The sequence below is a fragment of the Nocardioides salarius genome (assembly GCF_016907435.1).
Lineage (GTDB): Bacteria > Actinomycetota > Actinomycetes > Propionibacteriales > Nocardioidaceae > Nocardioides > Nocardioides salarius.
Genome location: NZ_JAFBBZ010000001.1, coordinates 4138879 through 4152616, shown reverse-complemented (window position 1 = coordinate 4152616; position 13738 = coordinate 4138879). Strand labels below are relative to the sequence as shown.

General features: G+C 73.0%; 13 protein-coding genes. 8 read left to right on the top strand and 5 right to left on the bottom strand.

Annotation, left to right across the window (positions count from 1 at the left end; all coding sequences use genetic code 11):
* Window position 1: 1 nt before the first annotated feature.
* On the bottom strand, window positions 2–706 hold the full coding sequence (locus JOE61_RS19910; protein ID WP_193670295.1) for a 5-oxoprolinase subunit PxpA: 705 nt from the start codon (window positions 704–706) through the stop codon (window positions 2–4).
* Between the two features lie 37 nt (window positions 707–743).
* Here JOE61_RS19910 and JOE61_RS19905 point away from each other — a divergent pair, with 37 nt between their 5' ends.
* Both JOE61_RS19905 and JOE61_RS19900 read left to right on the top strand, forming a co-directional pair.
* A complete protein-coding gene (locus tag JOE61_RS19905) occupies window positions 744–2915 on the top strand; it encodes a S9 family peptidase (protein ID WP_193670294.1) in 2172 nt (723 codons plus the stop codon).
* A 259-nt stretch (window positions 2916–3174) separates the two neighbouring features.
* On the top strand, window positions 3175–4143 hold the full coding sequence (locus tag JOE61_RS19900) for a sigma-70 family RNA polymerase sigma factor (protein WP_193670293.1): 969 nt from the start codon (window positions 3175–3177) through the stop codon (window positions 4141–4143).
* Between the two features lie 36 nt (window positions 4144–4179).
* Here the strand turns inward: JOE61_RS19900 and JOE61_RS19895 are convergent, their stop codons facing one another.
* Window positions 4180–5514, bottom strand: coding sequence for a glycoside hydrolase family 3 N-terminal domain-containing protein (locus tag JOE61_RS19895; protein WP_307823120.1), 1335 nt, complete (start codon window positions 5512–5514; stop codon window positions 4180–4182).
* Window positions 5511–6101, bottom strand: coding sequence for a dephospho-CoA kinase (gene coaE, locus JOE61_RS19890; protein ID WP_193670292.1), 591 nt, complete (start codon window positions 6099–6101; stop codon window positions 5511–5513). The genes JOE61_RS19895 and coaE overlap by 4 nt, the downstream gene beginning before the upstream one ends.
* A 114-nt stretch (window positions 6102–6215) precedes the next feature.
* Between coaE and JOE61_RS19885 the strand changes: the two genes are divergently transcribed.
* Window positions 6216–6650: an SRPBCC domain-containing protein gene (locus JOE61_RS19885; RefSeq protein WP_193670291.1), complete on the top strand. Its 435-nt coding sequence runs from the start codon at window positions 6216–6218 to the stop codon at window positions 6648–6650.
* Here JOE61_RS19885 and JOE61_RS19880 read toward each other — a convergent pair.
* Window positions 6647–7150 (bottom strand): putative universal stress family protein, encoded by a 504-nt coding sequence (locus JOE61_RS19880; protein ID WP_193670290.1) that lies wholly within the window; start codon window positions 7148–7150, stop codon window positions 6647–6649. The two genes, JOE61_RS19885 and JOE61_RS19880, sit on opposite strands and share 4 nt — an antisense overlap.
* Before the next feature lie 162 nt (window positions 7151–7312).
* Here JOE61_RS19880 and JOE61_RS19875 point away from each other — a divergent pair, with 162 nt between their 5' ends.
* From JOE61_RS19875 to JOE61_RS19855, 5 genes are all read left to right on the top strand, one after another.
* On the top strand, window positions 7313–7531 hold the full coding sequence (locus JOE61_RS19875; RefSeq protein WP_193670289.1) for a hypothetical protein: 219 nt from the start codon (window positions 7313–7315) through the stop codon (window positions 7529–7531).
* 12 nt (window positions 7532–7543) lie between these two features.
* Window positions 7544–8251, top strand: coding sequence for a class I SAM-dependent methyltransferase (locus tag JOE61_RS19870; protein WP_307823119.1), 708 nt, complete (start codon window positions 7544–7546; stop codon window positions 8249–8251).
* Window positions 8252–8337: 86 nt separating this feature from the next.
* On the top strand, window positions 8338–9783 hold the full coding sequence (locus JOE61_RS19865) for an HNH endonuclease signature motif containing protein (protein WP_193670288.1): 1446 nt from the start codon (window positions 8338–8340) through the stop codon (window positions 9781–9783).
* 42 nt (window positions 9784–9825) lie between these two features.
* The gene (locus JOE61_RS19860; protein WP_193670287.1) at window positions 9826–11100 is read left to right on the top strand and encodes a class I adenylate-forming enzyme family protein; all 1275 of its coding nucleotides are present in this window, start codon (window positions 9826–9828) and stop codon (window positions 11098–11100) included.
* Between the two features lie 77 nt (window positions 11101–11177).
* On the top strand, window positions 11178–12776 hold the full coding sequence (locus JOE61_RS19855; RefSeq protein ID WP_193670286.1) for an SLC13 family permease: 1599 nt from the start codon (window positions 11178–11180) through the stop codon (window positions 12774–12776).
* Between the two features lie 12 nt (window positions 12777–12788).
* Here JOE61_RS19855 and JOE61_RS19850 read toward each other — a convergent pair whose 3' ends face one another.
* Window positions 12789–13733, bottom strand: a complete 945-nt coding sequence (locus tag JOE61_RS19850) for a helix-turn-helix domain-containing protein (RefSeq protein WP_193670285.1) — start codon at window positions 13731–13733, stop codon at window positions 12789–12791.
* Window positions 13734–13738: the final 5 nt, after the last annotated feature.

Sequence of the window (13738 nt, the reverse complement as noted above, 5' to 3'; positions counted from 1 at the left end):
CTCACAGCCCGCGCAGGGTCCAGCCGTCGGCCTCGAGCGCGGCGCGCACCGCGCGGGCGTGCTCGACCGCGCCGGGGCTGTCGCCGTGCACGCAGAGGGAGGCGAGACCGGCCACGCCACCGGGCGGCTCGCGCAGCAGCCGCAGCGCCTGGTCGGCCACGGTGCCGACGCCCTCGAGCAGCGCACCCGGCTCACCCCTCGGCACCAGGCGCCCGCTGGCGTCGTACCCGCGGTCGGGGAAGCCCTCGTGCCGCACCTCGCGACCCAGCCCCGCCGCCAGGTCCAGCAGCACGCCGGGCATCCCGAGCACCGGCAGGCCTCCGGAGCCCTCGAGCACGGCGCGCGCCTGCTCGGGGTCGGTGGTGGTGCGGTGGTAGAGCGCGCCGTGCGGCTTGAGGTAGCGCACCGACGTGCCCGCCGACTGCGCGATCTCGACCAGCATGCCGACCTGGTCGGCCACCTGCTCGCGCAGCGTGCCGGCGGCGACGTCGAGCGGACGCCGGCCGAAGTGCTCACGGTCGGCGTAGGAGACCTGCGCACCGATCGAGACGCCCAGCCGGGCCGCCTCCTCGCAGACCGCGCGCATGATCGCGACCGAGCCGGCGTGGTAGCCGCAGGCGAGGTTCGCGGAGGTCACCACGCCCAGCAACCCGGCGTCGTCGGTGACCTCCTCGCCGAGGTCGGCGTTCAGGTCGACGTACCGCATGTGCGGACGTTATCGCCCCGCCTCTAGGTTGGCAGCCATGTCCTCCTCCACGTCCCCGCACCCGCCCGTGGCTCCCCCGGTGGCGCCGCGGCGTCCCACGCAGCGCGAGCTCCACGGTCGCACCCGCCACGACGACTACGAGTGGCTGCGCGAGAAGGACTCCCCCGAGGTGCGCGCGCACCTGGAGGCCGAGAACGCCTGGACCGAGGCCCGCACCGCCCACCTGGCCGACCTGCGCACCCGGATCTTCGAGGAGATCAGGGCCCGCACCCGCGAGACCGACCTGTCGGTGCCGACGCGCAACCGCGACCACTGGTACTACGGACGCTCCTTCGAGGGCCGCGAGTACGGCGCGACCTGCCGCGTGCCGGTCGCCGGGCCCGACGACTGGACCCCGCCGACCCCCGCCGAGGACTGCGCCCCCGACCAGCCCGCGCTGCCGGGCGAGGAGGTGCTGCTCGACCTCGACGCGCTGGCCGAGGGCCACGAGTTCTTCTCCCTGGGCGGTGCCAGCATCAGCCCCGACGCCACCCTGCTGGCCTACAGCGTCGACGTGGTCGGCGACGAGCGCTACACCGCGCGCATCAAGGACCTGGCCAGCGGCGAGCTGCTGCCCGACGTCATCGAGGGCGTCATCCACGGCACCACGTGGGACCGCGCCGGCGAGAACCTCTACTACGCCACGGTCGACGAGTCGTGGCGCGCCGACAAGGTCTGGCGCCACCGGCTCGGCACCGAGCAGTCGCAGGACGAGCTGGTGCACCACGAGGAGGACGGACGCTTCTTCGTCGGCGTCGGCCGCACCCGCTCCGACCGCTTCCTGGTCATCGCCTCGGGCAGCAAGACCACCTCGGAGTACCGCTTCCTCGACGCCGACGCCCCCGAGGCCGGCTGGCAGGTCTTCGCGGAGCGGGTCGAGGACGTGGAGTACTCCCTCGAGCACGCGGTGCTCGCCGGCGAGGACCGCTTCCTGGTCCTGCACAACGCCACCGGTCCCGACTTCGAGATCGCCAGCGCCCCCGTCTCCCCCACCCCCGCAGCCGGCTGGGAGCCGCTGGTGGCCCACGACCCGGCCGTGCGCCTGGAGGAGGTCGACGCCTTCGCCGGCCACCTGGTGGTGCACCAGCGCAGCCACGGCCTGACCCAGCTGCGGATCATCGAGCTGGGCCCCGACGGTGTCGGCGACGACTACCTGGTGCCCTTCGACGCGCCTGTCTACACCGTCGGCGCGGGCGGCAACCTGACCTTCGACCAGCCCACGGTCCGCCTGGGCTTCACCTCGATGGCGGTGCCCTCCTCGGTCTACGACTACGACGTGCGCAGCCGCGGGCTGACGCTGCTGCGGCGCGCCCCCGTGCTCGGCGGCTACGACCCCGACGACTACGAGGAGCACCGTCTGTGGGCCACCGCCGACGACGGCGAGCAGGTGCCGATCTCGATCGTGGCCCGGCGCGGCTCGCGCGAGGACGACGGCGGCGGCACCCGCCCGGTCCCCACGCTGCTCTACGGCTACGGCTCCTACGAGGCCTCGATCGACCCCTACTTCTCGATCGCGCGCCTCTCGCTGCTCGACCGGGGCGCGGCCTTCGCCATCGCCCACGTGCGCGGCGGCGGCGAGATGGGCCGGCGCTGGTACGACGACGGCAAGATGGCCAAGAAGCAGAACACCTTCTCCGACTTCGTCGCCTGCGCGCGCCACCTCGTCGCGACCGGGTGGTCGCGCCCCGAGACGCTCGTCGCCGAGGGCGGCAGCGCCGGCGGGATGCTGATGGGAGCGGTGGCCAACCAGGCCCCCGAGATGTTCACCGGGATCGTGGCGCAGGTGCCGTTCGTCGACGCCCTCACCACGATGCTCGACGCCAGCCTGCCGCTGACGGTCACCGAGTACGACGAGTGGGGCAACCCCGAGGCCGACCCCGAGGTCTACGACTACATGGCCTCCTACGCGCCGTACGACAACGTCACCGAGCAGGACTACCCGGCGATCCTGGCCGAGACCTCGCTCAACGACACCCGGGTGCTCTACGTGGAGCCGGCCAAGTGGGTGGCCCGGCTGCGCGCCACCGCCCCCGACCACCGGCCCGACGTGCTGCTGCGCACCGAGATGTCGGCGGGGCACGGCGGCGTGTCGGGCCGCTACAAGGCGTGGCACGACCGGGCCTTCGCGCTGGCGTGGATGCTCGACCGGATGGGCCTGGCCGACTCCTGAGTGCCGGGGAGCCCCGGGAGGTGACGTGTCCCACCCTGGCGGGTGAGAGGCATCCGGCGCGGGCGGGGCACCGAACAACCAGTGAGGATGCGAGGCCCTGAGAAGTCCCTGAGAGTTGGTCGACGATGCAACTCCGGGGTCGGGCCGGACGTCCTTGATGGTGAAGGCTCCATGGCGGAACGGGAATCCGGGCCACTGCAGGAGCGTTGGACACGACGTGGGAGCGCGAGAGCGACCACGTGACTTCAGGAGGGGTTCCATGGCCACCCGCACCGCCACCCGTACCGCACCTGCCGCCGGCCGCGAGATCGAGGGCCGCGACAGCGTCGGGCTGTACCTCGACGAGATCGCCCGCAACCCGCTCCTCGACGCCGCCGCCGAGGTGGATCTGTCGCAGACCATCGAGGCCGGCCTGTACGCCGAGCACCTGCTGGCCGAGGGCCGCGTGGGTCGCCGCAAGGGCGGCGCACCCGGCCGGGCCACCCAGGAGGAGCTCGAGTGGCTCGCCGAGCAGGGTCGCCAGGCGGTCGACACGTTCATCACCGCCAACCTGCGCCTGGTGGTCTCGATCGCCCGCAAGTACGGCCGGGCCCAGATGCCGATGCTCGACCTGATCCAGGAGGGCAACACCGGCCTGATCCGGGCGGTCGAGAAGTTCGACTACACCAAGGGCTACAAGTTCTCGACGTACGCCACCTGGTGGGTACGCCAGGCGATCACCCGCGGCATCGCCCAGCAGGCCCGCGTCGTGCGGCTGCCCGTGCACGTGGTCGAGGAGCTCAACCAGGTCGGCGGCGCGCGCCGCACCCTGGAGCGCCAGCTGGGCCGCGACCCCGAGCCGGCCGAGATCGCTCTCGAGCTGGGCATGGAGGTCGACCGGGTCCTCGACCTGCTGTCGTGGGGTCGTGAGCACGTCTCGCTCGACACCCCCGTCGACGAGGACGGCGACACCTCCCTGGGCGACCTGATGGCCCAGGAGACCTCCCCGGGCCCCGACCTCAACGTCATCGACGTCGAGTCCCGCGACCGGCTCAACGCCCTCGTCGGCCACCTCGACGACCGGGCGGCCGACATCATCCGCTCGCGCTACGGACTGGCCGACGGGCGCCAGCACAAGCTGGCCGACATCGGCGCCAAGCACGGCATCTCGGCCGAGCGGGTGCGTCAGCTCGAGCGCGAGGCGCTGCAGAAGCTGCGCCGCTTCGCCGACCCCGACCTGGCCGCCTGAGCCGACGAGAACCACCCGGCGGCCGGGAGGATCGGCCTACGGGGCGGCGTACGCCGCGACCTCCAGCGCCTGGGCGGCCTCGGCCGCCCGGGCGCTGACGTCGTCGGGGACCTGCTTCTCCTGCGCGACGCGGGCCTGCCACAGCTGCAGCGCCACGACCCGGGCCGCCGCCTCCTCGATGCGCTCGGGCGCGACCTCGCCGCCGCTGATCGCCTTGGTGACGCGGGCGTGGGTGCGGCGGGTGTCGGCGGGCATCAGCAGCAGGTCGGCCCCGGCGACGAGCGCCTTGACGGCCAGGTCGGGGATGCCGGCCACCGCGCCCATGCCGAGCGAGTCGGTGATGGCCACGCCCTCGAAGCCGACCTCCTCACGCAGGTGCTCGTAGACCTCGGGGGCGATGCTCGAGGGCGTGCCCGGTGCCAGCGCCTCGACGTCGAGGTGGCCGATCATCACCGACGGCGCCCCGGCCTTGGTGGCGGCGCGGAAGGGCATCAGGTCGCGCTTCTCCAGCTCCTCGACCGGGGTGTCGAGGGCGGGCAGGGTGAGGTGGCTGTCGGCCGTGGCGCCGCCGTGGCCCGGGTAGTGCTTGGTCGTCGAGACGGTGCCGGAGCGGTCGAAGCCGTCGACCGCGGCCGCCGTGGCCTTGGCGGCCAGCCGGGGGTCGCTGGAGGGCGAGCGGCTGCCGATCGTGGGGTCGGCGGCGCCGATGGTGACGTCGGCGACGGGGGCGTAGACCCAGGTGAAGCCGAGGTCGCGCAGCTCGAGCCCGGTCGTGTACGCCGCCTCGCGCACCGCGACCTTGCCGCTGCGCCCGTTGCCGTCGACGGCCTCGCCGGCGGTGCGGAACGCGGGGAACTCGGTGGCGATGCCGCGCAGGTGGGAGACCGTGCCGCCTTCCTGGTCGACGCCGATGACGGCCGGGAAGTCGCGGCCGCTGTCGGCGACGGCCCGGGAGACCGCGGCCGTGGTGGCGCGCACCTGGGCCTCGTCGACGACGTTGTCGCCGGTGACGCAGACGCCCGAGAGGTGCAGGTCGGAGACGAGCTGCGCCGGCTCGGCGGGGTCGGTGCCGGCGTAGCGGCCCACGATCACCTGGCCGGCGAGCTCCTCGGGGCTCATCTGCGCCACGACCTCGCGGGCCTCGGCGAGCTCGCCCTCGGTGGGGCCCCACGAGGTGGCCTGGTCGGGGTCGACCGTCTCCTCGGGCTGCTCGGGCTCCTGGGACTGCTCCCCCGGCTCGACGGTCGCGTCCGCCGACGGCGTGCCCGACCCGCTGCCGGCGGTGGTGGTCTCGTCCGTGGCGCCCGAGCAGCCGGAGACCAGCAGCCCCAGGCTGAGCGCGGCGGCCGCCAGCGCGCCCGGGCGCCTCACGCGGCCGTCCGGAGCTGGTCGTGGACGGCCTGCACCTGGGCGCGCAGGTCGTCGAGGCTGCCGGTGTTGTCGATGACGTGGGTGGCCACGGCGAGGCGCTGCTCGCGGGTGGCCTGGGCGGCGATGCGCGACTCGGCGTCCTCGCGGGTCCAGCCGCGCTGGCCCAGCATCCGCTCGACCTGGGTCTCGGTGGGCACGTCGACGACGACGACGGCGTCGAAGCCGTCCGCGCGGCCCGACTCGGCGAGCAGCGGGATGTCGTGCACGACCAGCGCGCCGTCGGGGGCGGACTCCTCGAGCTCGGCGTAGCGCTCGAAGACCAGCGGGTGCACGATCGCCTCGAGCCGCTTGCGTGCGGCGTCGTCGCCGAAGACCAGGCGGCCCATCGCGGGCCGGTCGAGGTCGCCCTCGGGGGTCAGCAGCCGCTCGCCGAACTCGGTGACCACCGCGGCCAGCCCCGGGGTGCCCTTCTCGACCACCTCGCGGGCCAGGGCGTCGGCGTCGATGACGACGGCGCCCAGCTCGGCCAGCATCGCCGCGACCGTGCTCTTGCCCGACGCGACACCTCCTGTGAGACCCACTCGCATGGGCGCCACGCTACGTCGTGGCCCGAGGATTTTGCCCATCGGACCCGGGTCGCGCCTTCCCGCACCGCCGACCCGTTGGGACGATCAGGGCCCGACCACCGGAGGCGGCACACCATGACCACCACGACGAGCACCAGCACCGCGATCGACGCCCCGGCCGGTCGGGTCTGGCGGCTGCTCACCGACGCCGCCTGGTGGAACCGGGCCGACAACGGGGTCGTCGACGTCGCCGGCACGATCCGCGAGGGGCAGCGCGTCAAGCTGGTCTCCGAGCTGAACCCCGAGCGCGGCTTCAGGCTCAAGGTCGTCGACGTCGACCCGCCCCGGTCCATGACGTGGAGCGGGGGCTTGCCCGTGGGGCTCTTCACCGGGCGGCGGACCTTCCAGGTCGAGCCGGACGGCCCCGAGCGCTGCACCTTCACGATGGCCGAGGACTTCACCGGTCCCCTGGCGCCGCTCATCACCCGCTCGCTGCCCGACTTCCAGGACTCCTTCGACCAGTTCGCCGCCGCGCTGAAGGCCGACGGCGAGGCCGCTCGCGACGACTAGGGGTCAGGCCGCTCGTCCGCCTCGATCGTGGTCACCGGCGCTCTCGAGGCCCGCGCCACCCGGCTGGGCAGGTCCAGCCTCAACCAGCGCGAGAGCCGTCCCGGCAGGGTCGAGACGATCACCTCCGAGTAGGAGTGCTCCGCCACCTGCTCCTTGACGGCCTCGATCGGGTCGGCGTCGCAGACGGCGCCCTCCGCCCGGGCCCCGGCCCCCTCGATCGCTCGCGTCATCTTCGCCAACCGCCGCTCCGCGAGACTGCGGGCCTCCTCCATCGTCTTGCGCCGGTGCTCACCGTCCTGCTCGAACCACGCCCGCGCCTCCACTCCGGACATGCCCTCGTAGGGCACGAAGCCGCCGGACCACCCGCTCTCGTCGGGAGGAAGCGTCACCGGCACCAGCACGTAGAAGCTGCTGTCCCCCCGCTCGATGCGTTCGCGGACCGTGCGCTCGAGCTTCTCGCCACCCAGTGTCTGGTTGGCCACGACCAGGTACTCGTCCACCGAGACCACCTCCTCAGCACTGGTTCGATCTTCTGCCCGCCGCCGGCGCGGGTCAAGGACTCCGCAGCCCCACGCGTGCCCGGCTGGGCGAGAGGACGGCCCCTGCGCCGTGTCGGTGCCCGGGGGTTGCCAGGAGCGGAGCCGGTCGGCACTGTGAGCGTCGTGAGCGAGCTACCGCTGCCGTCCCGCACAGCTCGCCTGATGGTGGGCGTGCTGACGATCCTGGTGCTGCTCGTCGGGGCCTTCGTCCTGGCCCTGGTGGGCTTCTCAGCGCTGTACGCGGGCGCGCCCGGCTGGGTGGTGGCGACCGCCGTCATGGCGGTGCTCGTCGGGCTGGTCGTGTGGTTCCAGCGTCTGCGTCGCGCGGGAACCCGCGACTAGGAGGACGCCCAGGTGCGGCCGATCGTCCGTCGCGATGTGTGCGTCGTGCACGCCTACGCGCGGGCGAACGAGGAGGGTCTGTTCAACAGGTGGTACGCCCGGCCTGCGGTGCTGGACCTGCTCGGTGATGTCGCTGGGCGGCGGATCGTCGACGCCGGCTGCGGTTCTGGTCCGCTCCTCGCCGACTTGGAGGAGCGGGGAGCGAGCGTGGCTGGGTTCGACGCGAGCCCCGCGATGATCCGGCTCGCCCGCGAACGGCTTGGAGCCGAGGCCGACCTGGAGGTGGCCGACTTGACCCAGCCGCTTCCGTACGACGACGAGGCCTTCGACGACGCGTTGGCGGTGCTCGTCCTGCACTACCTCGAAGACTGGTCACGGCCGCTGGCTGAGCTGCGGCGCGTGCTCAAGCCGGGCGGTCGGCTGGTCGTGGTGGTCAATCACCCTGTCATCCCGCCGGTGCTGTACCCCGAGCTGGACTACTTCGCGACCGTGCCGAACGAGGAGGAGTACGACTTCGACGGCGTCTTCGCGACGCTGACGATCTGGTACCGGTCCCTCAGCGCGATGTCGGACTCCTTCACCGCCGAGGGTTTTCGGATCCTGGCGATCAGCGAGCCGCCGGTCTCGCCCGAGACGCCGCCCGAGCTGCTGCCACCCAGCGAATCCGATCCCACCCGTTTCATCGGGTTCATCTTCTTCGTCCTCGAGGCCGGCTCCTAGATACCACTCAGGCAACACCGAGAAGTTCTCCACAGATTGTCGAACTGGTGTTCCCATCGGGCTCTCGGCTTGGGAGAATGGTGGGCATGAGGCTGCTCCAGAACCCCACCAGCGACCGGGTCCCCGACCCGGGTGCCGGGGTGCCCGCGAGCAGCTTCCCGGCCGCGGAGGCCGGTCCGGTGGCGCAGGCAGTCGCGACCGCTCGTGCAGCGATGGCCGCCGCGCGCGAGGGCGACCTGAAGGACCAGCCGGTCGACGACCTCGCCGCCCTGGTGCAGGCACTCTCCGGCCTCGAGGCCGAGGCCTCCGCCCTGCTCGGTGACGTGCTCGGTGAGGCAGAACGTCGCCAGGTCGCCGACGCCGAGGCCGCCACCGGCACCGACGCCTGGGCCGCCGCACTGACCGGACAGTCCCGCGAGGTCCTCGCCGGCGGCGCTCGGATCGCCGAGCTGCTGCGCACCAAGTACCACCACGCCCGCGAGGCCTACGCGACCGGTGCGATCACCACCCGCCAGGTCCGCGTCATCGTCGCCGCCGCCGAACAAGCACCCCTCGAAACCACCCCCGACCAGCTCGCGGCCGCCGAGGAGGTCCTGGTCAACAAGGCCAGCGGCGTCGGCACCCGCACCGGGCGCCCGATGAACCCCAAACGCCTCCGCCAAGCCGCCCGACGAATGCTCGACATCGTCGACCGCGACCTGGCCGACAAGCACGAAGCGATCATGCTCGGCCGCGAATCCCGCCGTGCCAAGCACGAGACCTACCTCGCGCTGCACGACAACGGCGACGGCACCTACTCCGGCAAGTTCACCATCCCCGAGCTGCACGGCTCCCTGCTCCGCACCGCACTCGAGACCCTCTCCGCCCCACGGCGGCTCAACAAGACCCGCACCAGCCCCGAGGGCGAGACCATCTCCGGCTACGACGAATCGGCGCCCACCGGCCCCGGCCACGGACTGTCCGGTTGGGAAATCGCAGGCAACGCCCTGTGCGAGCTCATCGAGCACCTGCCCACCGACGGCTGGAACGGCGCCAACGCCCTCACCCTGCTGGTCACCATGACCGCCGAGGACCTCACCCACGACCTCACCCAAGCCGGGAAGATCGACCCCGCCGACTGGCCCGACTGGCACGGCCCCGACGAGACCGGCACCGCCAAGCTCGACACCGGCATCCGCACCGCCGCCGGCGACCTCCGCCGCCTCGCCTGCGAGGCAGGCCTCGTCCCCGCCGTCCTCAACACCACATCCGTCCCGCTCGACCTCGGCCGAACCAGACGGCTGCACAGCCACCACCAACGAAAAGCCCTCGCACTCGTCCACGACACCTGTGCCATCGGGACCTGCGAAAGACCGTTCGCCTGGTCCGAGATCCACCACCTCATCCCCTGGTCACACCACGGCGACACCGACCTCGAAGCCATCCCCCTGTGCTCCTGGCACCACCACCGCGCCCACGACCCCCGATGGCACCTCACCCAGCACCCCCTACGGGGCTGGGAGCTGCGCGCACGCGAGCGCCGCAGGCGCTGAACCGCCCGCCGCCGGCCGGACGTCCCCACCTACCATCGGCCCATGCCCACCCCGCTGCCCGAGGGCTCGCGCGTCGCCCTGCTGGTGTCCGGCTCGCTGCTGCTCCTCGAGGCGGTGATGGCGCTGCTGGCCCGCGGCGTCCTGCCGGTGCCCCTCGACCCGCGGCTGACGGCGTACGAGCGGGAGCGCATCCTCAGCGGCCTCGACCCCGCCCTCGTGGTCACCGACGAGGAGGCACTGGCGGCGCTGCTCGACGACGTCCGCCCCGAAGGCCCGCTGAGCGGGTGGATGCCGCGCGCCCGCCCGATGCACGTCACCAGCGGCACCACCGGCACCCCCAAGGGCGTGAGCAGCGGACTGCTCTCCCCCGCCGACGCGGCAGCGCTGGTCGCCGAGGAGCGCGACCTGTGGGGCTTCGCCGCCACCGACGTCAACCTCGTCCTCAGCCCGCTCTACCACTCCGCGCCGCTCCGGTTCGCCATGGGCACGGTGCTGGCCGGCGGCCGGGTGGTCGTGCCCGGTCCGTTCGACGTCGAGCGGACCACCCGGGCGATCGAGACCGAGCGGCCCACGACCATGTTCTGCGTGCCGACGCACCTGCAGCGCCTCTTCGCGCACTGGGACGAGGTCGGCACCCCCGACCTGAGCAGCTTCCGCGTCGTCGCGCACGCCGGCGCGCCCTGTCCCCTGTCCACCAAGCGACGCCTCCTCGAGACCTTCCCTCCCCGCTCCACCTGGGAGTTCTACGGCTCCACCGAGGGCCAGTTCACCGCCTGCCGCAGCGAGGAGTGGCTCGAGCGCCCCGGCACCGTCGGGCGGGCGCGACCCGGGCGCCGCCTGCACGTCGACGACGACGGCACCATCTGGTGCACCGTGCCCGAGCACGCCCGCTTCGAGTACCACGGCGCACCCGACAAGACCGCCGCCGCCTGGCGCGAGACGCCGGACGGTCCGGCCTTCACCGTCGGCGACGTCGGCCGCCTCGACGACGACGGCTACCTCTACCTCGACGGACGACGCACCGACCTGATCATCACCGGCGGCGTCAACGTCTACCCGCTCGAGGTCGAGCACGCCCTGCGCGAGCACCCCGCGGTCGACGACGTGGCGGTCTTCGCCGTCCCCGACCCCGACTGGGGCCAGCGGGTCTGCGCGGCGGTCGTGGGCGCGGCGACCGAGGAGCAGCTCGACGACTGGGCCCGCCAGCACCTCGCTCCGCCCAAGCGGCCCAAGACCTGGACCCACGTGCCCGACCTGCCCCGCACCGCGACCGGCAAGGTACGCCGCGACCAGCTCGCGCCCCACCGTCAGGGGTGAGCCCGACCCGATCGCCCAGGTGTGAGGTGAAGCAGATCGGCTGACACGTCCAGGGCCGGTCTCTCTCGGGAGGCACCATGACCAGCACGGACCAGGCGGCGCCGCCGCAGCACGAGGGCGGGCCCACCCGCTCGGCACGGCACACGTGGGGGGTGCGGGTGCTCGGCGTCGTCATCGCCGCCGCGGTCTACCTGGCCCTGGGTGGCGCCGAGCTCTCCCAGGACGGGCGCGTCGTCGCCGCCGTGGGCGCCCTGATGGCCACCTGGTGGATGACCGAGGCCCTCCCTCTGGCGGCCACGGCCCTGCTGCCCATCGCGCTGCTGCCCGCGCTGACCGACGGCGTCGCCGTCCCCGACGCGACGGCGCCGTACGCCGACCCCATCGTCTTCCTCTTCCTCGGAGGATTCCTGATCGCGATCGCCATGCAGAAGTGGGACCTGCACCGGCGCATCGCCCTGCTCACGCTGCGCCGCGTCGGCACCCACCCGCGCCGGATCATCCTCGGGATGATGATCGCGACGGCCTTCTTGTCCATGTGGGTCTCCAACACCGCCACGACGCTGATGATGCTGCCCATCGCCCTGTCGGTGCTGGCACTGGTCGTCGAGAACAGCGCCGGCAGCCGGCAGAGCACCGACGAGGCCGAGCTCACCGAGCGCCTCGGCGGGCGCGAGAGCCTCCACGAGGTCATCGACGACCCCGACGTGCGGCTCTTCGGCGTCGCCCTGCTGCTCTCGGTCGCCTGGGCGGCCTCCATCGGCGGTCTCGGCACCCTGCTGGGCTCGCCGCCCAACGCGATCGTGGCCGGCTACCTGTCCACCGAGCTCGGCCGCGACGTCGGCTTCGCGGAGTGGATGATGCTCGGCCTCCCCCTCGTGGTGGTCTTCCTGGCCCTCGCCTGGCTGCTGGTGACCCGGGTGATCTTCCGCTTCCGGCTCGACTCGATCCCTGGTGGGCGCGAGCTGATCGACTCCCAGATCGACGACCTCGGCCCGGCCAGCCAGGGCGAGAAGGTGGTGCTGGCGGTCTTCGCCACCGCGGCCTTCTTCTGGGTCGTGCCCGGTGTGCTGGCCAGCATCGGCGACCTCGGCGAGCGGGCCCCCTGGCTCGACGGCTTCGACGACACCGCGATCGCCATCACCGCCGGCCTGGTGATGTTCCTGATCCCCGGCGACGACCGCGGCCGGATGACCCTGGAGTGGCAGGACGCCGAGCGCGGTCTCCCGTGGGGCGTGCTGCTCCTGTTCGGCGGCGGCCTCAGCCTCGCCGGCGCCGTGGCCGCCACCGGGCTCGACGCCTGGTTCGGCGAGCAGGTGGGCGCTCTGGGCGCGCTGCCGATCGTCCTGCTGCTCGCCGCCGTCGTCGCGCTGGTGCTGCTGCTGACCGAGGTCACCAGCAACACCGCGACCGCCGCGACCTTCATCCCCGTGCTCGGCGGCGTCGCCGCCGGCCTCGGTGTCGACCCGGTGACCCTGTTGATCCCGGCCGCGCTCGCGGCGACCTGCGCGTTCATGCTGCCGGTCGGCACCCCGCCCAACGCCATCGTCTTCGGCACCGGTGCGGTGCGCATCGCCGACATGGCGCGCGGCGGGGCCGTGCTCAACGTGCTCGGCGTCGTCCTCATCACGGTCTTCACCGTCACGATCGGCCCGTTCGCTCTCGACCTGGTGCTGTGAGGCGTCACGGCCTCAGCAGGCGAACTGGCGCCGGTACTGCTGAGGACTGATCCCCCGCACCCGGCTGAACTGCTGGCGCAAGGTCGCCGCGTTGCCGAAGCCGACCCTGGCGGCGATCTGCTCGACGCCCAGGTCGCTGCGCTCGAGCAGCTCCTCCGCGGCGGCCACCCGCTGGTGGGTCACCCAGCTGTGCGGGGTGGTACCGGTCTCCTCGCGGAAGCGCCGTGCGAACGTCCGCGGTGACATCAACGCCCGGCGCGCGAGGGCATCGACACCCAGCTCCTCGTCGAGGTGCTCCACGATCCACGTCAGCAGCGGGCCCAGCGTCTCGGCCTCACAGTCGGGCACGGCCCGCGCGATGAACTGCGCCTGTCCCCCGTCGCGCTGCGGGGCCACCACCATCCTTCTGGCGACCGCTCCGGCGACCCGGGAACCGTGCTCCTGGCGCCACAGGTGCAGGCAGGCGTCGATGCCGGCCGCGGTGCCGGCGCCGGTCACGACCTGGCCGGCGTCGACGTACAGGACCTCGGGCACCACCTGCGCCAGCGGGAACCGCTCGGCGAGCTCGGCCGTGTGTCGCCAGTGCGTGGTGCAGGCGCGGCCGTCGAGGAGCCCTGCCTCCCCGAGCGTGAAGGCCCCCGAGCAGACCGAGAGCACGCGCGCGCCGCGAGCTACCACGCGCTGCAGCGCTCCGGCGACGCCCTCCGGCAGGCCGGGCGTGCGTGGCATCGCCGGGACGCAGACGAGGTCGGCCTGCTCCAGCCGGTCCAGCCCGTGCTCGACCAGGATCGAGAAGCCGGCGTCCGTCGCGACCTGTCCTGGTCGCGGCGCACACACGGCGAAGTCGACCAGGGGCACGCCGTCGTCTCGCCGGTCGACTCCGAACGCCTCGCAGACGACACCGAGCTCGAAGGGCGCGACCCCGTCGTAGACGAGGACGGCGACGTTGCTGAGCATCGGCC

Coding starts and splice junctions, on each gene's coding strand:
- JOE61_RS19910 (WP_193670295.1), bottom strand. CDS start 706: ATGCGGTACGTCGACCTGAACGCCGACCTCGGCGAGGAGGTCACCGAC.
- JOE61_RS19905 (WP_193670294.1), top strand. CDS start 744: ATGTCCTCCTCCACGTCCCCGCACCCGCCCGTGGCTCCCCCGGTGGCG.
- JOE61_RS19900 (WP_193670293.1), top strand. CDS start 3,175: ATGGCCACCCGCACCGCCACCCGTACCGCACCTGCCGCCGGCCGCGAG.
- coaE (WP_193670292.1), bottom strand. CDS start 6,101: ATGCGAGTGGGTCTCACAGGAGGTGTCGCGTCGGGCAAGAGCACGGTC.
- JOE61_RS19885 (WP_193670291.1), top strand. CDS start 6,216: ATGACCACCACGACGAGCACCAGCACCGCGATCGACGCCCCGGCCGGT.
- JOE61_RS19865 (WP_193670288.1), top strand. CDS start 8,338: ATGAGGCTGCTCCAGAACCCCACCAGCGACCGGGTCCCCGACCCGGGT.
- JOE61_RS19860 (WP_193670287.1), top strand. CDS start 9,826: ATGCCCACCCCGCTGCCCGAGGGCTCGCGCGTCGCCCTGCTGGTGTCC.
- JOE61_RS19855 (WP_193670286.1), top strand. CDS start 11,178: ATGACCAGCACGGACCAGGCGGCGCCGCCGCAGCACGAGGGCGGGCCC.
- JOE61_RS19850 (WP_193670285.1), bottom strand. CDS start 13,733: ATGCTCAGCAACGTCGCCGTCCTCGTCTACGACGGGGTCGCGCCCTTC.